Origin of the sequence: Sphingomonas sp. QA11, from assembly GCF_028473665.1 — a bacterium.
Classification (GTDB): domain Bacteria; phylum Pseudomonadota; class Alphaproteobacteria; order Sphingomonadales; family Sphingomonadaceae; genus Sphingomonas; species Sphingomonas phytovorans.
On the sequence record NZ_CP098774.1, the window covers coordinates 1900348 to 1920788 of the forward strand.

Consider the following 20441-nt stretch of genomic DNA (forward strand, 5'->3'; position numbering starts at 1 on the left):
CGATCGGGCTCTTTCATTGGCCCGATCGATGACCGGGCAGATCAGGCGGTTTCGGCGGTCCTGGGGGCGGCTTGTCGAACGCCCTCGTCCACATCGTCAGCGAATTGCGCGAAATTCTCGACGAACAGATCGACCAGCCTGGCGGCCGTCGCGTCATAGTCGGCTTTGTTCGACCAGGTCTCACGCGGATCGAGGATCGCGCTGTCGACTCCCGGCACGCTCACCGGTACCTTGAAGCCGAAATTCGGATCGGTGCGGAACTCGGCATTATTCAGGCTGCCGTCCAGAGCGGCGTTGAGCAGCGCGCGGGTCGCCTTGATCGGCATGCGGCGACCGATGCCGTATTTGCCGCCGGTCCAGCCGGTGTTGACCAGCCAGCAATCCACGCCGCCCTTGGCGATCCGCTCCTTGAGCAGATTGCCATAGACCGACGGATGCCGCGCCATGAACGGCGCACCGAAGCAGGTCGAGAAGGTCGCGTCCGGCTCGGTCACGCCGATCTCGGTACCGGCGACGCGCGCGGTATAGCCGGAAAGGAAGTGATACATCGCCTGGTCGGGGGTCAGCTTCGAGATCGGCGGCAGGATGCCATAGGCATCGGCGGTCAGCATCACGATGTTGCGCGGCACCGGCCCCATATTCTCTTCCGAGGCATTGGGGATGAAGTCGATCGGATAGGCGCCACGGCTGTTCTCGGCGAGGCTCGCGTCGTCGAGGTCGAGCTGGCGCGTGACCTGATCCATCACGACATTCTCGAGCACCGTGCCGAAACGCTTGGTGGTCGCGAAGATCTCGGGCTCGGCATCGGCCGACAGACGGATCATCTTGGCGTAGCAGCCGCCCTCGAAATTGAAGACCGCCGTATCGGACCAGCCATGCTCGTCGTCGCCGATCAGCGTGCGGCTGGCATCGGCCGACAGTGTCGTCTTGCCGGTGCCCGAAAGCCCGAAGAACACGGCCGTGTCGCCGTTCGTGCCGATATTGGCCGAGCAATGCATCGGCATCACGCCGGTCGGCGGCAGGAGATAGTTGAGCAGGCTGAACACCGACTTCTTCATCTCGCCGGCATAGCGGGTGCCGCCGATCAGGATCAGCTTGTCGGTGAAGTTGACCGCGATCACCGTCTCGCTGCGGCAGCCATGCCGTTCCGGATTGGCGCGGAAGCTCGGCAGGTCGATGATCGTGTACTCGGCCTCGAAGCCGCGCAGTTCGCTCTCTTCCGGGCGTACCAGCATCGTCCGGATGAAGCTGTTGTGCCAGGCGAGTTCAGTCACGACCCGCACTCGGACGCGATGCTCGGGCTGCGAACCACCGAACAGGTCCTGGATGAACAGGTCTTCCTTATCCTTCAGCGCGGCCAGGAAATCCGTCTTGAGCGCGGCAAAATGTTCCGGCGTCATTGCCTTGTTGCTCTTGCCCCACCAGACGGTGTTCTCGGTCTCGGCGTCGCGGACGATGAACTTGTCCTGCGCCGAACGGCCGGTGTGCTGGCCGGTCTCGACGACCAATGGCCCGTCCGCTGAAAGCTTGCCTTCGCCGCGCGCGACGGCCGCCTCGATCAGCTTGGCTGTAACCAGATTCCAGTGCAGGGTGGCGCGTGTCTCAATGCCTTGCGCTTCGAGGCCTGCGTCGGGAATACGATCGCTCACGGTCCTTGCTCTCCTGAAATTGGGCGCGCGGTCGATGCCGCAGTTAAATGCCGGAATGTGAGTCGCGCATATCGCCACGGACGGGCAAATGTCCAGTCGAGACAATCGAATGCCGCATTGAGTTGAGCGCTGCGCCGGTTTGGACTACCTCACGCGTAACAGCACAAGGGTTGCACCGCCGATGACGGCTTCGATCGCGCTCGTCGACGACGACCGCAATATCCTCACCTCCGTTTCGATCGCCCTCCAGGCCGAGGGATTCGTCACGCGGGTCTATTCGGACGGCGAGACGGCGCTGAAGGCGCTGATCGAGAATCCGCCGGATCTCGCGATCTTCGACATCAAGATGCCGCGCATGGACGGGCTCGAGCTGCTGCGCCGGTTGCGCGAGAAGAGCACCACCCCGGTGATCTTCCTCACATCGAAGGACGACGAGCTCGACGAGGCGCTCGGCCTGGCGATGGGGGCGGACGATTATATTTCCAAGCCCTTCTCCCACCGGCTGCTGATCGCGCGGATCCGCGCGATCCTGCGCCGCTCCGAACTGGCCGTCGCCGGCACGGCGGGCGAGGAGGAAACCCCCGGCGGGACGTTGGTCCGCGGGCGACTGGCGATGGATACCGCCCGCCATCGGGTCACCTGGAACGGTGCCGGCGTGACGCTGACCGTCACCGAATTCCTGATCCTGGAGACTCTCGCCCAGCGACCGGGCATCGTGAAGACCCGCAACCAGCTCATGGATGCGGCCTATCATGACGACATCTATGTCGACGATCGCACGATCGACAGCCACATCAAACGCGTGCGCCGCAAGTTCAGGCAGATCGACCCCGAGTTCGATGCCATAGAGACCCTATATGGCGCGGGTTACCGATTCTCCGAGGAATGACGACCGCGAGCTGACGCTTCGCTGGTCCGGGCAGGTATCGCTTACGCCGCGCATCCTCGCGGTCAACATCATCGCGCTGGCGATGCTGGCGGGCGGTTTCTTCTACCTCGACAGCTATCGCAGCCGGCTGGTCGACAGCCGCGTCGCCCAGGCGAGCCGCGAGGCGCGCCTGATCGCCGAGGCGATGGGTTCGGTCACGCCGGAGCGCCACAATCTCCTCGCGCTCCGGCTCGCGCGCGATACCGGTGCCCGAATCCGGCTGTACGACGCCAAGGGCACGCTGATCACCGACACGCGCGCCCTGGGGCTGCGCAATTTCATCCTGCGCGATCCCGACAAGGAAAACTGGCAGCAGGATACCGCGCGATTCCTCGACGCAGTGATCGACACCGTGGTCGGCGCGCCCCGCGCGCCCTTGTATCGGGAACGTGCGGAGGGCCTGGAATGGCCAGATGTCCACACGGCGCGCAGCACCGAAAGCGCCCCCGCCACGGTGTGGCGCGCGCCCGATCGCACGCCCGTCATCACCGCCGCCGCGGCATTGCCGACGGGCGGTGTGGTGATGACCACCGTCAACGCCCGCGACATCACCCAGACAGTGCGGGTCGAACGCTTCCGCCTGGGGGTGGTGCTGGCGATCGTATCGGTCGTCTCGATCCTGCTCTCCCTGTTTCTCGCACGGACCATCGTGCGTCCTTTGCGACGGCTTGCCCGCGCCGCCGTCCGCGTGCGGCTCGGTCGTGCCCGCGAGGTGGTGGTGCCCCGCCTGCCCTCCCGCCGCGACGAACTGGGCATGCTCGCCCGCGCGTTGTCGGACATGAGCCTGGCGCTGCGGGCCCGGATCGACGCGACCGAAGCCTTTGCCGCCGATGTCACCCACGAGATGAAGAATCCGCTCGCCTCGCTGCGGTCAGCGGTCGAAGGCCTCAGTTCAGTCAAGGACCCCGAGTTGCAGGAAAGGCTGCTGGCGATCGTGCGCGACGACGTGCACCGCCTCGACCGGCTGATCACCGACATCTCCGAGGCATCGCGCCTCGACGCGCAGCTCAGCCGCGCCAAGTTCGAGGATGTCGATGTCGGTGCGATGATCGGCGCCCTGCTCGATCAGCGAGCCGAACGCGGCGTCGAGCGGGACATCCAGATCCGTTTCGACCATCGCCCCGGCGAGGCGCTGGTCGCGATGGGCGAAGGCGCGCGGCTTGAACGCGTGTTCGAGAATCTGATCGAGAACGCGGTTTCCTTCTCCCCTGATGGCGGCCTGATCGTGGTCTCGGCAGGCCGCGACGACGATGAACTGGTCGTGCGCGTAGAGGACGAAGGCCCCGGCGTGCCCGAGGAAGCCCGCGAACAGGTGTTCAGCCGCTTCCAGTCGCTACGGCCAGACGGCGAGGAATTCGGCAAGCATAGCGGGCTCGGGCTCGCCATCGCGCGGACCATCGTCGAGGGCCATCAGGGCATCATCGCCGTCGAATCGCGCGAGGATCGGCTCAGCGGGGCGCGATTCGTCGTCCGCCTTCCTATATCGGACCGGCGATGAGCGAGACGATCCACGCCTCCACCGTGGCGATCGGCGGCCGTGCCGTGTTGATCGAAGGGCCCTCCGGGGCGGGCAAATCCGACCTGGCGTTGCGGCTGATCGATCGCGGCGGGGTGCTGGTAAGCGACGATTATACCGTGCTGACGCCCGACGATGGCGTTCTTACGGCAAGCGCGCCCGCCACTATTGCGGGCAGGCTCGAAGTCCGTGGGATCGGAATCATCTCCGTTACCCATATTGAGCGCGCCCCGGTCACATTATTGGCACGGCTTTCCACCGAGGTGGAGCGCATGCCGGAGGCCGAGTCGCGCGAGATCGAAGGAATCGCCATTCCCGTGATCGTTATCGACCCGCGCGAGGCATCGGCACCGATCAAGGTGGAACTTGCCCTCGGTCGCCTGCTAGAGCGCGCGCCATGAAGCGCGACCCCAAGGATATATTGCTCGTCACCGGCATGTCCGGCGCGGGCAAGTCGACCGTATTGCGGACGCTCGAGGATCTCGGCTGGGAAGTGGTGGACAATCTGCCGCTGCTCCTGCTCGACCGGCTGCTGGGCGCGCCGCTGCCGGAAGGTGCCGAACGCTCGTCGCAGCCGCTCGCGCTCGGCATCGGTGCCCGGACCCGCGACTTCGATCCCGACCGAATCGTGAAACGAATCAAGAAGCTTCGCGAGGAACATGGCCATGATATCGGCATCCTGTTCCTCGACTGCTCCGGCGGCGAGCTCGAGCGCCGCTATTCGGAAACGCGCCGGCGCCATCCGCTGGCGCTCGATCGCCCCGCCTCGGACGGCATTGCCCGCGAACGCGAACTGCTCGCTCCGCTGCGCCGCTGGGCGAACCGGCTGATCGATACGACCAACCTCACCGGCAACGAACTGGCGCAGCAGGTTCGCTCGACCTTCTCTGGCGAGGGCCTTGGCGAACCGACCCTGTCGGTGATGTCGTTCGGCTATGCCCGTGGCCTGCCGCGCAATGCCGACCTCGTGTTCGACATGCGTTTCCTGCGCAACCCCCATTGGGACGAGGCCCTGCGACCCGGAACGGGGCTGGACAAGGACGTCAGCGCCTATATCGCGGCGGACCCGGCCTATGACACCGCGATGGAGCAGATCGAGTCGCTGCTGCTGGTCCTGCTGCCGCGCTATCGGGCCGAGGGGAAATCCTATGTCACCATCGCGTTCGGCTGCACCGGCGGGCGGCACCGTTCCGTGCACGTGGCGGAGCGTGTTGCTGCACGGTTGCGCAACGAAGGATTTTCGCCCACGGTCGCGCACCGCGATCTCGCTGCTGCGCCGCAGGACTCGCTCGAGGGTGTGGCAGAAAATGCCCAAGGGGACGGTCTTTCAGTGATTGAAACTGCTATGAAAGAGTCGGGGCAATGATCGGCCTGGTTCTGGTGACGCACGGACGCCTCGCCGAGGAATTCGTGACCGCGATGGAACATGTCGTCGGCAAGCAGGAACGGATCGCGACGATCGCGATCGGCCCCGATGACGACATGGAGGCGCGCCGCGCCGACATCGCCAAGGCGATCGCCGCCGTCGATACCGGACGCGGCGTGATCGTGCTGACCGACCTGTTCGGCGGCACGCCCTCCAATCTCGCCATCTCGCTGATGGAGCGCGGGCGTATCGAGGTGATCGCCGGCATCAACCTGCCGATGCTGATCCGGCTCGAATCGGCGCGCAAGGCGATGAAGGTGGTCGATGCCGTCGCCGCCGCGCGCGAAGCGGGCCGCAAATATATCTCGGTTGCCTCTGAAGTGCTTGGCGAGGCTGCCGCCTGATGCAGGTCAGCCGCACGGTCCTCATCACCAACAAGCGCGGGCTCCACGCCCGGGCAAGCGCCAAGTTCGTCACCCTCGCGTCGACCCAGCCGGTCGAGGTTGCGGTGGAGAAGGACGGCGCCGGCAGCGTGACCGGCACTTCGATCATGGGCCTGATGATGCTGGGCGCGGCGATGGGCGATTCGATCGTGATCAGCGCCGAAGGCGACGGCGCGGAACAGGCCGTCGGTGCGCTATGCGAACTGGTCGAAGCGAAATTCGGAGAGGATTGACCTTCCTCCTCCCCTCCCGTTTACGGGAGAAGCTGGGGGTGAGCGCGCGCTCACCGCGAATGTGCCGTTTGAGGAAACCGGGAGCCCATCCCCGGCCCCTCCCGCAAGCGGGAGGGGGGTAGATAAGATGCCCCGCGAGATCACCGCCTATTCCAACCCGCTCATCAAGCGTGTCCGTGCGCTTCGCGAGAAGAGGCACCGGCGCGAGGAAGGCCTGTTCCTCGCCGAGGGTCTGCGCATCCTGACCGAGGCCCGCGAGAGCGGGCGCCTGCCCGAATATCTGTTCTTCGCCCGCGACAGCGCGGGCCACCCTCTCGTGCGCGCGCTGATCGCCGATGTCGAGACAGCCGGCGGCGAAGCAATCGAGACGGTGCCCGACATTCTCTCCAAACTCTCCGGCAAGGATAATCCGCAAGCCGTGGTCGGTGTGTTCGCGGAATTCGCAACGTCGCTGGAGACGCTTGACCGGCACAGCGCCGCGATCTGGCTGGTTGCCGAACGGCTGCGTGATCCGGGCAATCTCGGCACCATCCTGCGCACCGGCGACGCCGTCGGCGCCGGCGGCCTGATCCTGGTCGGCGAGTGCGTCGACCCCTTCTCGGTCGAAGCGGTGCGCGCCAGCATGGGCGCACTGTTCACCGTGCCGATCGTCCAGGCCGGCTGGGCCGAATTCCTGCCGTGGCTGCGCGCCGGACCGGGACAACTGGTCGGATTGAGCCTTGATACCGACCAGGACTATCGTGCTGCCACCTATCATGCGCCAACCTTCCTGCTGACCGGCAACGAGGCGCAGGGCATGCCGGCGGAGTACGCCGCCGAATGCGACCTGCTGGTGAAGATCCCGATGCTCGGCAAGGCCGACAGCCTGAACGCAGCGGTGGCCACTGCGGTGATGGCCTATGAAGTGCTGGCGCAGGCGAAACCTTCGCCCCGCTGAACGGTTGCGTAACGACCGGTTCAGCCGGGCTTGTCTATCCGGCGATCCAAGGAGACCCGATATGAAGTTCGCGCACGTCCTTTTCGTCCCTGCCCTGCTGGTCTCTGGCGCTGCTGTCGCCCAGACGAGCGACACATCGTACAAGGCGGTCGGCACCGAACCCGGCTGGGCGCTGACGATCGAGAAGGGTCTGATCCGCTATGTCGGCGACTATGGGCGTACCCGCGTCACCGCACAGGCGCCGGTTCCCCGGCCAAGCTTCAACGGCCTGCGCTATGTTACGCCGAGGGTCACGATCGACATCACCCGGTCTCGCTGCAGCGACGGCATGAGCAATCGCGACTATCCCGATAGCGTGACGGTGACGGTCGGCCGCCGGACGGTGCACGGTTGCGGTGGCGAGCCGATCGTCTCTCCGCCCCGGGCGACGGTGATCGAGGGCAAATGGGAAATCCAGTCGATCGAAGGCCGTCCGGTACGCGGGCCACGGCCGGCGACGATCGCGTTCGCCGGCGACCGGATCAACGGGAACAGCGGCTGCAACAGCTTCGGCGGCTCGTTCCGCTTCGAGCGCGGCTATCTGACCGCCGGTCCGCTGATGTCGACCAAGATGGCTTGCATGGGGCCGGCCATGGCGCAGGAACAGGCGATCATGCGCCTGCTCGGCGAGCGCCTGAGCGCGAGCACGAACCGTGAGGGCAAGCTGGTGCTGAGCGCATCCGGATTGCGGACCCTGGTACTGGTTCGTTCAGGACCGGCCCCGCGCTGAACAGTGCATGGGCCCGGGCTCCGACGATGTCGCGGAACCCGGGCCGCCCAGCGTCGTTACTCCGTGCTTAACGCCGGGAGGGGGCCAGATGATCGATCGACGTAGCGGGATTCCATTTCTTCCAGGCCATTCCGTAGCTCCACGTCGCCGCCCGTGACGGATTCTGCAGTGAAACAAAATCCGGACCTGTTCATCGGCAATGGCGAAATGGCGTCGCTGATGCGCGCCAAGGACTGGTCGCGAACGACGCTCGGTCCGGTGGAATACTGGCCAGAAGCGTTGCGCGTCGCGGTCCGCATCCTGCTCACCAGCAAGTTCGACATGTGGATCGGATGGGGGACGGATGTCGCCTTCCTCTACAACGATGCCTATCGGCCGACGCTTGGGCAAAAGCATCCCGACGGGCTGGCGACGCCGACAGCCGAACTCTGGGCGGAGATCTGGCCCGATGTCGAGCCGCTGGTCCGGACGGTCTACGAGACCGGCGAAGCGACATGGAGCGAAGCGCTGCTGCTCCTGCTTGAACGCAACGGCTACAGCGAAGAAACCTATCACACCTTCTCCTACAGCCCGATCTTCGATGACAGCGGCGCGGTTGGCGGGCTGCTGTGCGCGGTCGTCGAGGAAACCGACCGAATCATCACAGCGCGCCGGCTGGATACTCTCAGGGTGCTCGCGTCGGACCTGACGGCCGTGGACACCATCTCCGCGGTCACGGCAGCCACGCGTATCTGCCTGGAGAGTAATCCATACGACCTGCCCTTCACCCTTATCTATCTGTTCGAGAACGGCGTGGCGCGGCTCGTCGAGCGAACCGGTTTCGACGGATCGCATCCCGCAGCTCCGGAGTCGATCTCGCTCGACGAGCCCGCGCCCTGGCCCCTGGGCGGCGGCCAGACGCAGATCCCCCTGGCCGATATGGGAGCCTTCCCGTGCGGCGCCTGGCAAAAAACGCCTGATCATGCCGTGATCCTGCCACTCCAGCGCCGTGGCGGGGAGGCACCGGTCGGCGCGGTCGTGGTCGGCCTCAACCCCCATCGGCGAGCCGATCCCGATTATCTCGGCTATCTCGATCTGCTGGCCGGCCAGATATCGTCCGGCCTTGCCAGTGCCGAAGCCTATGAAAGCGAGCGGCGGCGCGCGGCCGCGCTTGCCGAGGCAGCCGGACTCCGGGAGGCCGCGGCCGAAGTGTTGCGTGAGGTCAACGCCCGCCTCGAATCCGAAGTCGAGGCCCGCACCGGCGAACGAGACCGCCTCCGCGCCCTGTTCCAGCGGGCACCGGGCTTTATGTGCGTCTTGCACGGCCCCGACCACGTCTTCGAATTCATGAACGAGGCCTATCTCCAATTGATCGGGCATCGCGACGTGAACGGCATGCCGGTCCGCGACGCGCTTCCCGAGGTCGACGGCCAGGGCTTTTTCGATCTGCTCGACCAGGTCTATCGCACCGGCCAGCCCTTTGTTGGGCAGAGCATGCCGGTCGACCTCCAGCGAGAGCCCGGCAGCCCGCTGGAGAAGCGGTTCCTGAACCTGGTCTATCAGCCAATCGTGGAGAATGACGGGGCGATCACCGGCATCTTCGCCGAAGGCCATGACGTCACCGACCAAGTCCGCAGCGAAGCCGCGCTGCGCACACTCAACGCCGATCTCGAACGCCAGGTGATCGAACGCACCCAGGCGCGCGGCAAGACCTGGCATCTCAGCCCGGACCTGCTCGGCGCGCTCAACCCCCTTGGCTATTTCGAGACGTCGAATCCGGCGTGGAAGACCCTGCTCGGCTGGAGCGAGCAGGAGGTCGCCAGCATGTCGATCTTCGAAATGCTCCATCCCGACGATGTCGAACGCACCCGCAGCGGCTTCACGCTGACTCAGCAGGGCGAGCCGGCGATCCGCTTCCCCAACCGCTATCGCTGCAAGGATGGCAGCTATCGCTGGATATCCTGGGTCGGCATTCCCGAAGAGGGCATGGTCTATTGCAGCGGGCGCGACATCAGCGAGGAGAAGGCGGCCGAGGCCGAGCGCGACCGGCTATGGACGCTGTCCGAGGACATGCTGGCGCGGGCCGACTATCAGGGCAGGATGGTGGCGGTGAACCCCGCCTGGACAAAGGTGCTGGGGTGGCGCGAGCGCGACCTGTTGACCAATCCCTATGCCGATATCATCCATCCCGACAATATCCCCGCCGTTGCCGCCGCGCTGGAGGAGATGAACCGCACCGGCCAGCCCACACGGTTCGAGAACCGGATCCTGTCGGCCGGTGGTGACTGGAAACCGATCGGCTGGACGGTCTCGCCCGAGCCCGACGGTATCCATTTCATCGCGGTCGGGCGCGACCTGACCGAGGACAAGGCGCGCGAACGGGAACTGGAACAGGCACAGGACGCGCTTCGCCAATCGCAGAAGATGGAGGCGGTGGGCCAGCTTACCGGCGGTATCGCCCATGACTTCAACAACCTGCTGGCCGGTATTGGCGGCAATCTCGAGCTGCTGGAACTGCGCATCGGCCAGGGCAGGACGATAGGGCTCGATCGCTATATCGGCGGCGCGCAGGACGCGACCCGCCGCGCGGCATCGCTGACACAGCGGCTGCTCGCCTTTTCCCGCCGCCAGACGCTCGATCCGAAGCCGACTGACGTCAACCGGCTGATCGCTGGCATGGAAGACCTTATCCGCCGCACTGTCGGCCCCGGGATCGAGGTCGAAGTCGTCGGCGCGGGCGGACTGTGGCTGACACGCGTGGATACCTCCCAGCTTGAGAATGCGCTACTCAACCTCACGATCAATGCGCGCGACGCCATGGCCGGCGGCGGCCGCATCACCATCGAGACAGCCAACAAATGGCTTGATGACCGCGCCGCGCGGGAACGCGAACTTCCCCCCGGGCAATATCTCTCGCTGTGCGTGACCGACACCGGATCCGGCATGGCGCCCGACGTCGTCGCCAAGGCGTTCGATCCGTTTTTCACCACCAAGCCGATCGGCCAGGGAACCGGGCTCGGCCTCTCGATGATCCATGGTTTTGTCCGCCAGTCCGGCGGGCAGGTGCGGATCTATTCGGAACCGGGCAAGGGCACGACGATGTGCCTCTATTTCCCGCGTTACGCGGGCGAAATGAATCCGGGTGAGGACGACGAACCCCATCTTGCCGATCCCGGACATGGCGAGACCGTGCTGGTGATCGATGACGAGCCGCTCGTCAGGGCCCTCGCCGTCGAGATCCTGCGGGATGCCGGCTATATGGTGATTGAGGCAGCCGACGGCCCTTCCGGGCTCAGGCTGGTTCAGTCGGCGGCACGGATCGATCTGCTGGTCACCGATGTCGGCCTGCCGGGTGGACTGAACGGCCGCCAGGTCGCCGACGCAGCACGCGTTACTCGTCCTGGGCTGAAAGTACTCTTCATCACTGGCTATGCGGAGAATGCAGCCGTCGGAAACGGTCTGCTCGGCGCTGGCATGGAGGTGATCACGAAACCCTTCACGGTCGTCGCGCTCGGCAACAAGGTCAGGGAAATGCTCGATCGTTGATCGCGCGGACGGTGCCTATTCCGCCGCCTCGCTGACTGAACCATCGATGAGGATCGGCGTATCGCCATAACGGGCCAGCGCCTCGACCGGCTCCACGCCCTCGATCTCGCGCGCGCCGGGCTCGATGTTGAGGTCGCGCAGCTTGCGCGCCGTTACCAAAGTGCGGCTTTCGAAGCTGCTGACGAAGGTGTTGTAATTGTTGACGGCCGACGTCAATCCGCCACCCACCTTGCGCAGATCGCCCGCCGCCTTGGCGAGCCGGTCGTAGAGTTCCTTGCCAAGCTCGCCGATCTGGCGCGCTTCCTTGGCCAGCCGTTCCTGCCGCCACACGGCGGAGACGGTGCGCGCGATCGCGATCAGATTGGTCGGCGTGGCCAGCAGCACGCGCTTCTCGAAGGCGAAGTCCCAGAGCGTGGGATCATGCTCGAGCGCGGCTGACAGGAAATGCTCGCCCGGCACGAACATGATCACATAGTCGGGCGCATCGGCGAACTGGCTCCAATAGGCCTTGTTGCCGAGACCGTTGACATGAGCGCGCATCGACGCGGCGTGGGCGGCAAGCCCGACCAGCCGCTCCGCCTCGTCGACTGCCCCGAACGCATCCTGATAGGCGTTGAGCGAGACCTTGGCATCGATGACGAGCGCCCGACCGCCGGGCACGCGAACGATCGCGTCGGGGCGAAGTCGCCCGCCTTCGTCCCCGCCAGACACGCTGACCTCGGTCTGGAAATCAGTATGCTCCGACAAGCCACAGGTTTCCAAAACATTTTTCAGCTGCTGTTCACCCCACCGCCCGCGTGACTTGGGCGCGTTGCGGAGCGAATTGACCAGCTTCGCGGCTTCGCTGCTGACCTTCTCCTGACCGACGCGAAGCCCCTCCAGCTGGCCCTTGAGCTGGTCGAATGCTCCTTGGCGCTCGCTCTCGACCTTACTCACGGTCTCCTCATATTTCAGGAGGCGGTCGCTGACCGGCTGGAGCATGGATTTCAGGTTCTGCCCGGCCGTCTCTTCGGATTGCTTGAAACGCGCCTCGGCGCGTTCGAGAAACTGCTTCTGCGCATCGTTGAGCAACTTACTCGCGGTCTCGTTGAAATGACCGGTCATCGCCTCACGCGAGTTCTTGAATTCCTCGAGCCTCGCCTCGAACGCCTCGGCATGGGCGCGAAGTGTTGCGTTCTCGGTGCGAAAGCCGTCGCGCTCTTCCCGGATCGCATCGAGCTCATCGCGAAGCTGTGCCGCGACGCGCGCACGCTCCTCGGCACCGGCGAGGTCGACGATGGCCCGCTTGAACTCCTCGGTCCGTGCGTCGCGCTCGGTCCTGACCTCGACTACACCGCGTCCGCCCAGCCACCAGCCCACAGCAAGTCCAACGAGCAGAACGGCGATCATCGCCAGGGAAATCGTCAGGCCGGTCATGCTTTACCTCGTTGGAACATTGCGCGAACTTGTACTCTCCATTGCCATTTTGGCAATGCGGCTTGCGGCTGGCCGGGCGTTCGCTACGACTGCGCGCCATGCTGACCGATATCGCAATCTCCCGCGCCGCCACCCTGAAACCCATTGCCCAGATCGCAGCCGGGCTCTCCATTCCGCCGGAGGCGGTCGAGCCCTATGGGCATTTCAAGGCGAAGATCGATCTCTCCCGCCTCCCCGCTACGGACAAGGCCGGCAAGCTGATCCTCGTCACGGCGATCAGCCCGACACCGGCGGGCGAAGGCAAGTCCACCACCTCGGTGGGACTGGCCGACGGGCTCAACCGCATCGGCCGCAAGACAGTGTTGTGCCTGCGCGAGCCCTCGCTCGGCCCCTGCTTCGGCACCAAGGGCGGCGCGGCGGGCGGCGGCTATGCCCAGGTAGGGCCGATGGAAGATATCAACCTCCATTTCACCGGCGATTTCCACGCGATCACCAGCGCGCACAATTTGCTCGCGGCGATGATCGACAATCATATCCATTGGGGGAACGCGCTCGATATCGACGTGCGACGGGTCGTATGGCGTCGCGTGCTCGACATGAACGATCGGGCACTGCGGGACATCGCACAGTCGCTGGGCGGACCGGCCAACGGATTTCCGCGTGAATCCGGCTTCGACATCACCGTCGCGTCCGAGGTGATGGCGATATTGTGCCTGGCAAGCGGGCTTGAGGATCTGGAAGAAAGGCTCGGCGCGATCGTCGTAGCCTATACCCGAGACAAGCGCCCGGTGACCGCGCGCGACCTGAAGGCGGATGGCGCCATGGCGGTGCTGCTCGCCCAGGCGATCAAGCCGAACCTGGTGCAGACGCTCGAGGGCAATCCCGCCTTTGTCCATGGCGGGCCGTTCGCCAACATCGCCCATGGCTGCAACTCGGTGATCGCGACGCGCGCCGCACTTGGGCTTGGCGATTATGTCGTGACCGAAGCGGGGTTCGGCGCGGACCTGGGCGCGGAGAAGTTCTTCGACATCAAATGCCGGCAATCGAGGCTGAAACCCGACGCCGCGGTGATCGTGGCGACGGTGCGGGCGCTGAAGATGAATGGCGGGGTGGCCAAGGCCGACCTCGCCACGCCCGATGCCGAGGCGGTGCGGCGCGGTGGCGTCAATCTTGCCCGCCATATCGAGAATGTGCGACAGTTCGGCGTGCCCGCGGTCGTCGCGATCAATCTGTTCGGCACCGATACCGAGGCAGAACTGGAGGTGATCCGCGACATCGCGGCGAACCACGGATCGGAAGCGATCCTGTGCACCCACTGGGCCGATGGGGGCGCCGGTGCCGAGGCGCTGGCGGCTAGGGTCGCCGATCTGTGCGATCATGCCACTCCGCAATTCGCGCCGCTCTATGACGACGATCTCTCGCTGTTCGAGAAGATCAACACCGTCGCCACCCGGATCTATCGTGCCGAGGAGGCGATCGCCGATCCGGGCGTCCGGGCGCAGCTCAGGCGCTGGGAGGATGCCGGGTTCGGCCATCTGCCGGTGTGCATGGCCAAGACTCAGTACAGCTTCTCGACCGATCCGGCGAAGCTCGGCGCGCCGACCGGCCATGTCGTGCCGGTGCGCGAGGTACGGCTAGCGGCGGGCGCCGGTTTCGTGGTGGCGATCTGCGGCGAGATCATGACCATGCCCGGCCTGCCGAGGGTACCAGCGGCCGAATCGATCCGCTTCGGCGCCGGTGGCGAGATCGAAGGCCTGTTCTGACCCTCGGGCCTCTCCCCTCCGGGGAAAGGGCCTATGGCTCAGGCAGCCTTGCGCGCCTTGGCCAGCTTCTTGAGCACCATGTCGCGCTTCAGGCGCGAGATGTGGTCGATGAACAGAACACCGTTCAGGTGATCGATCTCGTGCTGGATGCAGGTCGCGAGCAACCCGTCGAAATCATCCTCATGCCCTGCGCCATCGGCGTCGAGCCATTTGACCCGGCATCCCGACGGACGCTCAACCTCCGCATATTGCTCCGGGATCGACAGGCAGCCCTCGTTATAGACCGAGACTTCCTCGCTCACCGAGACCAGTTCCGGGTTGATATAGACCAGAGGATTGCGGACTGGCTTTGCGCCTTCCTCGTCGCTCTCGGGCTCCTGCAGGTCGATCACGACGATTCGCTGCTCGATGCCGACCTGCGTGGCGGCAAGGCCGATGCCCCGCGCGTCATACATGGTGTCGAACATGTCGGCGACGATCGCGCGAACTGAATCGTCGATCTGCGCGACAGGCCTGGCGACGGCGCGAAGGCCGGGATGCGGAACTTCGAGGATTTCTAGTACTGACATGCAGGCGAGCTAGGAAAGCGCGGGCCCGACGTCAAGCGACTGGCTATGCGACCGGCCGTCTTGCCCGGAGCGCCTGGGCAAGCGTCCCCTCGTCGAGATAGTCGAGCTCGCCTCCCACGGGCAGGCCATGGGCTAGCTGTGTCACGCGCACCGGGAAGCGCTCGATCCGCTCAGCAATGTAGTGCGCGGTGGTCTGGCCCTCGAGCGTTGCATTCATCGCCAGCACCACCTCATCGATTCCCCCTGCCTCGATCCGGCGAATCAGCGAATCGATGCTCAGGTCATCGGGGCGCACGCCCTCCAGCGCCGACAGCCGCCCGCCAAGGACATGGAAACGGCCGGGAAACAGCCGTGAGCGATCGAGCGCCCAGAGATCGGCGACTTCCTCCACCACGCAGAGCGAGCGCGAATCGCGACGCGGATCGGCGCAGATACCGCATGGATCGATCGTATCGATATTGCCGCAAATCGAACAGGTTGAGAGACGATCCTCAACCGCGGTGAGCGCGGATAATAGTGGCCCCAACGCCGTTTCTCGCTTCTTGAGCAGGTGAATCACCGCGCGTCTGGCCGAGCGCGGACCGAGACCGGGCAGCCGGGCCAGCGCTTGAGTGAGGGCTTCGATCTCGGGAGATGCCATGGCGGAACAGATAGGGGGTTGCGTGGCCCTCTGCCAAGCGGCCAGAGCGTGACCATGCGGATCGTCTTCATGGGAACGCCCGAATTCTCGGTGCCGGTGCTTCAGGCGCTGGCGGATGCCGGCCACGACGTCGTGGCGGCGTACAGCCAGCCTCCACGCCGCGCCGGCCGTGGCAAGTCCCTCACCCCCTCTCCCGTCCAGGCCCGTGCCGAGGCGCTGAGCATAGCCGTCCGCACGCCGGTGTCGCTGCGCGATGCGGAGGCACAGGCCGAATTCGCGGCTTTCGGAGCCGATGTGGCTGTGGTGGCGGCGTACGGCCTCATCCTGCCGCGCCCGGTGCTTGAGGCGCCCCGGATGGGATGCCTCAACGTCCACGCCTCGCTGCTGCCGCGCTGGCGGGGCGCCGCGCCGATCCAGCGCGCGATCCTTGCGGGCGATGCCGAGACGGGCGTTGGCATCATGCAGATGGAGGCCGGCCTCGATACCGGTCCGGTCCGGCTCGAGGGCCGGACACCCGTCGACGGCAAGACCGCCGGGGCGCTGACCGATGAGCTCAGCGCCATGGGCGCCCGCCTGATGGTCGAGGTACTCGGCGACGTGATCACCTATCCGCCGGTGGCGCAACCCGATGATGGCATCACCTATGCCCCGAAGATCGACAAGGCCGAGGCGCGGATCGATTTCTCCAGAAGCGCTGTCGACGTCGAGCGGCAGATTCGCGCGTTCAACCCGGTGCCGGGCGCCTATTTCGAGCATGCCGGCGAGCGGGTCCGTATCCTGACCGCTTCGGTAGCGCCCCAGTCCAATCTCCAGCCCGAGGTTTCACCCGGCGAGGTCATCGACGATCGACTCGCCATTGCCTGCGCCGATGCTGCGGTGCTGCCGCTGACCGTGCAACGTGCCGGACGTGGCGTCATGACGGCATCCGAGCTGCTAAGGGGTTTCGCCATCCCGGCAGGAACGCGGCTGACATGACGCGTTTCGCGCTGACGGTGGAATATGACGGCCGACCGTTCATGGGCTGGCAACGCCAGTCGCACGGACCCAGCGTCCAGGAAGCCATCGAGACGGCAGCACACGAGATCACCGGCGAAACCGTCGCGGTCCATGCCGCCGGGCGCACCGATGCCGGGGTCCATGCCACGGGGATGCGTGCGCATCTCGACATCGCACGACCGATCAGCCCCTTCCGCCTGATGGAAGCGCTCAACGCCAGGCTGCGCCCTGCGCCGGTCGCCATCCTCGCCTGCGAGAGCGTCTCCGGCGACTGGCACGCCCGCTTCTCCTGCTTGGCGCGTCATTATGAATACCGGATCGCTACCCGGCGCGCGCCGCTTACCTTCGAAACCGGGCTGGCGTGGCGGGTGCCGACGCCGCTCGATGCCGACGCGATGGCAGAGGGGGCCGCCCGACTGGTCGGCCGGCACGACTTCACCACTTTCCGTTCGGCCCATTGCCAGGCCGACAGTCCCTTGCGCACGCTCGACCGGCTCGATGTCGTCGCAGTCGGCGACCGGATCAGCATATTCGCCTCCGCGCGTTCGTTCCTGCATCATCAGGTGCGCTCGATGGTCGGCTGCCTGGCATTGGTCGGACAAGGGAAATGGTCGCCCGGGGACCTCCAAGCCGCGCTTGAAGCGCGAGACCGTTCGAAGCTGGGTCTCAACGCGCCGCCGGACGGCCTGTATTTTCTGCGCGCCGACTATCCGTAGCGACACGCATCCGGGACATCAGCGGACGAACCGCGCCGCCAGTTCCACATGCGTTGACCAGCGGAACTGACCCACCGGCTGCACCCACTCAAGGGTATAACCGCCCTTGCACAATATATCCGCATCCCGCGCGAACGTACCGGGATTGCAGGAAACATAGGCGATGACCGGCGTCCTGGCTCCCGCCAGTTGCTGCACCTGCTCGCGCGCCCCCGCCCGCGGTGGATCAAGCACGATCGCGTCGAACCGATCGCATTCAGCCGTCGTCAACGGCCTGCGGAACAGGTCACGGTGATCGGCGAAAAGCATACGCCCGGCCCGGGCGCCAGCCGCCTTGAGCGACAGAATGGCGTCACGTGCCGCTTCCCCCGCATAGACTCGCCCGGATAGTGCCAGGGCGAAGGTCCCCAGGCCGGAGAAGAGATCGGCGATCGTCCCCGCCTGCCCGACTGCCTCGCGCACGGCCGCGACGAGCGCCGCCTCTCCCTCGCGCGTTGCCTGCAGGAAGGAATTGTGCGGCATCGGCACCGGGATTCCGGCAAGCGTGATGGTGACGGGCTCCGGCTCCCACCGTGTCTCGGGCCCCAGGCCATTGTCGATGGAGAGGCGCGCGACGCCATGGCGCTGGCAGAAGGCAGTGATCGCTTCGGCCGCCGCCAGCCCTTCGGCCTCGATCCCCTCGATCAGCAGGTCGATACCCTGATCGGCTTCGGTCAGATGAAGGCGCGCGCGCCGGTTGGTCTTGAGGAAGCGCGCCAGCAGCGCCCGCAATGGCGCCACCAGGCCGAAAAGCGCGGGGGTGAGTATCCAGCATTCCTGGAGATCGACCAGCGCATGACTCGATCCTTCGCTGAATCCGATGCGGATACGCCCTCCCTTGGCCTCGGCCTGCAGCGCGGCGCGACGGCGCGTTCGGGGTGCCGATAAAGCCGGCGGACGAATGTCGGCGATGAGCCCCTGCGCTTCGAGCGCGCCGGCGATCCGGTCGCTGATGAAGCGCGCATAGCTCTCATCATCGAGATGCTGGAGCTGGCAGCCGCCACAGGTCGGAAAATGGCGGCATGGCGGCGCCTGACGATGCGGACCGGGGATCACGGCACCTTCCTCGGTCAGCATGTCGCCGGGTGCCGCCAGCGCGGCGTGGCGGCCATTGGCGGTGATGCCGTCGCCCCGTGCAGCGACGCGCACGATCGTGTCGCTCACAATAAACCTCTGACGGCGGTAAGTGCCTGGGCCAGATCGTCGGCAATGAAACTGCCACCGAGCCTGTCGGCAGCCGCGCCGTGAAGCCAGACTCCAGCCGCAGCGGCATCGATCGCCGATTCGTGGCTGCCAGCCAGCATCGCACCGATCGCACCGGCCAGCACATCGCCCGTGCCGGCGGTGGAAAGCCAGCCGCTCGTCCCCTGCGCAACCCGAACCATTCCGTCGGGCGCCGCGATGACCGTGTCAGCTCCCTTGAACACGACAGTCGCGCCCGATTTCCTCGCCGCAGCCCTTGCGCGTTCGATCTTGCCGCCGCCGCCCTTGCCGAACAGCGCGTCGAACTCACCAGCGTGGGGTGTCAGCACGACTGGCGCCCCATGGCCGCAAACCCGCGAAAGCCGCTGCTCGTCGAGCAGATGAAGCGCATCGCCGTCGATCACCAACGGATGCGAGGAGGCCAGTGCCAGATCAAGCCGGGTTCCTGCGACCGCTCCGCGGCCCAGGCCGACGCCGATCACCACCGCGCCGATGCGCGCATCGCTCAAGGCTTCCCCCGCGAAAGGCCTGCGGACGATGGCATGGGGTTGGCCCGCCAGTCCCTCTCCGAGCAAAAGGACATAGCCGGCACCAGCCCGCATTGCCGACAGCGCGGCTAGTTCGGCAGCGCCAGGCATCTCACCCGCAATGACCGCGACCATGCCGCGCGTATATTTGTGGGAGTCCGGTCCCGGCGTCGGCAGGCGCGGGTCTCCCAGCACGACCGCGTCGCTCGATGTCGGAACCCCGATATCGAGGACCCTGATGGTACCGCAACGCCCAGCCGCCGGGTAAAGCAGGTGCGAAGGCTTAGCCGCTCCAAGCGCCAATGTGAGATCGAACACGGGAACGTCGTTCAGCACACCACCGTCATCGGTCGCGACACCGCTTGGCAGATCAACTGCGATCGCCAGCCTTGCCTTTTCCCGCAGGCGCGCGAGATCGCCCGCGATCGATTCGCCCAGTGGCCGGGACAGGCCAGTCCCGAACAGGGCGTCGACCAGAATCGGCGCAGGTGCCGTTTCCGCGAGCGCCTCGACGGGGCCACCCCAACCGGCGCGTGCCTGCCTCGCCGCTTCAGTGCGGGGTTCGGCACAGGCAGCCACGCGTACCGGGAGTCCGGCAGCGAGCAAGGCCGTCGCAGCGACATAACCGTCCCCGCCATTGTTGCCGGGTCCGCACAGGACAAGCACCTCATTGCCTGAGGCCAGCCGCCGGACCATCCCCGCGACTTCGAGACCGGCCCGGTGCATCAGGCTTTCGACCGTTGCCCCCCTCGCGATCGCTTCATCCTCGGCCGCGCGCATTTCCGCCGCCGTCAGCAGCGGCTTACCGGAAAGTGACGTCATGACGCCGGCTTCGGCGATCCGCGCACGGTCGCCGGTAACCGGTACCGGTCGCCGCCCAACGCCACCTCGATACTTTCCTTGTCCAGTATCGTGACGACCGCCTTTTCCGCGCCGTCAGCGGCGATCACGCCGCGACCGTCCTTGGTCACCAGCAAGCGGTGGAAGGCGCCGTCAGGATAGCGGAGGGTGAGCACCAGGCCTTCGTCGCGCTGCTCGCGATCGACGGTGCAGACTCGCGCAAAATCATTCGATCCCGCCCTGGCGCAGACGATATTGCCCGATTCCTCGGCACGCGCGGTCTGCGCCGCCTCGGCATTGGCAAGCGTGCCGTGATCGGTCTTCGCCTCGCCGCAGGCGGCGAGGCCGAGGGCAAGCACCAGTGCG

The 20441-nt window shown here is 65.9% G+C and carries 19 protein-coding genes; 12 read left to right on the plus strand and 7 right to left on the minus strand.

What is annotated here, in order from left to right; genetic code table 11:
* Positions 1–41 precede the first annotated feature (41 nt).
* On the minus strand, positions 42–1649 hold the full coding sequence (locus NDN01_RS08675) for a phosphoenolpyruvate carboxykinase (RefSeq protein ID WP_272626940.1): 1608 nt from the start codon (positions 1647–1649) through the stop codon (positions 42–44).
* A 181-nt stretch (positions 1650–1830) separates the two neighbouring features.
* Between NDN01_RS08675 and NDN01_RS08680 the strand changes: the two genes are divergently transcribed.
* The 9 genes from NDN01_RS08680 (at position 1831) to NDN01_RS08720 (ending at position 11366) form a co-directional block, all read left to right on the plus strand.
* On the plus strand, positions 1831–2538 hold the full coding sequence (locus tag NDN01_RS08680; protein ID WP_272626941.1) for a response regulator transcription factor: 708 nt from the start codon (positions 1831–1833) through the stop codon (positions 2536–2538).
* A complete protein-coding gene (locus NDN01_RS08685) occupies positions 2507–4075 on the plus strand; it encodes a sensor histidine kinase (RefSeq protein WP_272626942.1) in 1569 nt (522 codons plus the stop codon). The genes NDN01_RS08680 and NDN01_RS08685 overlap by 32 nt, the downstream gene beginning before the upstream one ends.
* Positions 4072–4494, plus strand: coding sequence for an HPr kinase/phosphorylase (locus NDN01_RS08690; RefSeq protein ID WP_272626943.1), 423 nt, complete (start codon positions 4072–4074; stop codon positions 4492–4494). The genes NDN01_RS08685 and NDN01_RS08690 overlap by 4 nt, the downstream gene beginning before the upstream one ends.
* Entirely contained in the window at positions 4491–5459 is a 969-nt protein-coding gene (rapZ, locus tag NDN01_RS08695; protein ID WP_272626944.1) for an RNase adapter RapZ, read from the plus strand. The genes NDN01_RS08690 and rapZ overlap by 4 nt, the downstream gene beginning before the upstream one ends.
* The gene (locus tag NDN01_RS08700; RefSeq protein WP_272626945.1) at positions 5456–5863 is read left to right on the plus strand and encodes a PTS sugar transporter subunit IIA; all 408 of its coding nucleotides are present in this window, start codon (positions 5456–5458) and stop codon (positions 5861–5863) included. The genes rapZ and NDN01_RS08700 overlap by 4 nt, the downstream gene beginning before the upstream one ends.
* Positions 5863–6135: an HPr family phosphocarrier protein gene (locus NDN01_RS08705; RefSeq protein WP_272626946.1), complete on the plus strand. Its 273-nt coding sequence runs from the start codon at positions 5863–5865 to the stop codon at positions 6133–6135. Before NDN01_RS08700 ends, NDN01_RS08705 begins: the two co-directional genes overlap by 1 nt.
* Positions 6136–6262: 127 nt before the next feature.
* A complete protein-coding gene (locus tag NDN01_RS08710; RefSeq protein ID WP_272626947.1) occupies positions 6263–7072 on the plus strand; it encodes a TrmH family RNA methyltransferase in 810 nt (269 codons plus the stop codon).
* Positions 7073–7133: 61 nt separating this feature from the next.
* Positions 7134–7841 (plus strand): META domain-containing protein, encoded by a 708-nt coding sequence (locus tag NDN01_RS08715; RefSeq protein WP_272626948.1) that lies wholly within the window; start codon positions 7134–7136, stop codon positions 7839–7841.
* Between the two features lie 168 nt (positions 7842–8009).
* Positions 8010–11366 (plus strand): PAS domain-containing protein, encoded by a 3357-nt coding sequence (locus NDN01_RS08720; RefSeq protein ID WP_272626949.1) that lies wholly within the window; start codon positions 8010–8012, stop codon positions 11364–11366.
* Between the two features lie 15 nt (positions 11367–11381).
* On the opposite strand, the gene NDN01_RS08725 is transcribed toward NDN01_RS08720, so the two are convergent.
* A complete protein-coding gene (locus NDN01_RS08725) occupies positions 11382–12782 on the minus strand; it encodes a DNA recombination protein RmuC (protein WP_272626950.1) in 1401 nt (466 codons plus the stop codon).
* 98 nt (positions 12783–12880) lie between these two features.
* On the opposite strand from NDN01_RS08725, the gene NDN01_RS08730 reads away from it, so the two are divergent.
* Complete coding sequence (locus tag NDN01_RS08730; protein ID WP_272626951.1) at positions 12881–14545, plus strand: formate--tetrahydrofolate ligase; 1665 nt, start codon at positions 12881–12883, stop codon at positions 14543–14545.
* 38 nt (positions 14546–14583) lie between these two features.
* Here NDN01_RS08730 and def read toward each other — a convergent pair whose 3' ends face one another.
* Positions 14584–15114, minus strand: a complete 531-nt coding sequence (gene def / locus NDN01_RS08735) for a peptide deformylase (protein ID WP_272626952.1) — start codon at positions 15112–15114, stop codon at positions 14584–14586.
* 43 nt (positions 15115–15157) lie between these two features.
* A complete protein-coding gene (gene recR, locus NDN01_RS08740) occupies positions 15158–15754 on the minus strand; it encodes a recombination mediator RecR (RefSeq protein ID WP_272626953.1) in 597 nt (198 codons plus the stop codon).
* 54 nt (positions 15755–15808) lie between these two features.
* On the opposite strand from recR, the gene fmt reads away from it, so the two are divergent.
* Positions 15809–16729 carry a methionyl-tRNA formyltransferase gene (gene fmt, locus NDN01_RS08745; RefSeq protein WP_272626954.1) on the plus strand — a complete coding sequence of 307 codons (921 nt, stop codon included), beginning with the start codon at positions 15809–15811 and terminating at the stop codon, positions 16727–16729.
* Positions 16726–17466 carry a tRNA pseudouridine(38-40) synthase TruA gene (gene truA, locus NDN01_RS08750; protein WP_272626955.1) on the plus strand — a complete coding sequence of 247 codons (741 nt, stop codon included), beginning with the start codon at positions 16726–16728 and terminating at the stop codon, positions 17464–17466. The genes fmt and truA overlap by 4 nt, the downstream gene beginning before the upstream one ends.
* Positions 17467–17484: 18 nt before the next feature.
* Here truA and NDN01_RS08755 read toward each other — a convergent pair whose 3' ends face one another.
* From NDN01_RS08755 to NDN01_RS08765, 3 genes are read right to left on the minus strand one after another with little or no spacing between them, the layout of a single operon-like run.
* On the minus strand, positions 17485–18669 hold the full coding sequence (locus NDN01_RS08755) for a class I SAM-dependent RNA methyltransferase (RefSeq protein WP_272626956.1): 1185 nt from the start codon (positions 18667–18669) through the stop codon (positions 17485–17487).
* Positions 18666–20057, minus strand: a complete 1392-nt coding sequence (locus NDN01_RS08760) for an NAD(P)H-hydrate dehydratase (protein ID WP_272626957.1) — start codon at positions 20055–20057, stop codon at positions 18666–18668. The genes NDN01_RS08755 and NDN01_RS08760 overlap by 4 nt, the downstream gene beginning before the upstream one ends.
* Entirely contained in the window at positions 20054–20434 is a 381-nt protein-coding gene (locus tag NDN01_RS08765; protein WP_272626958.1) for a hypothetical protein, read from the minus strand. Before NDN01_RS08765 ends, NDN01_RS08760 begins: the two co-directional genes overlap by 4 nt.
* Positions 20435–20441 lie beyond the last annotated feature (7 nt).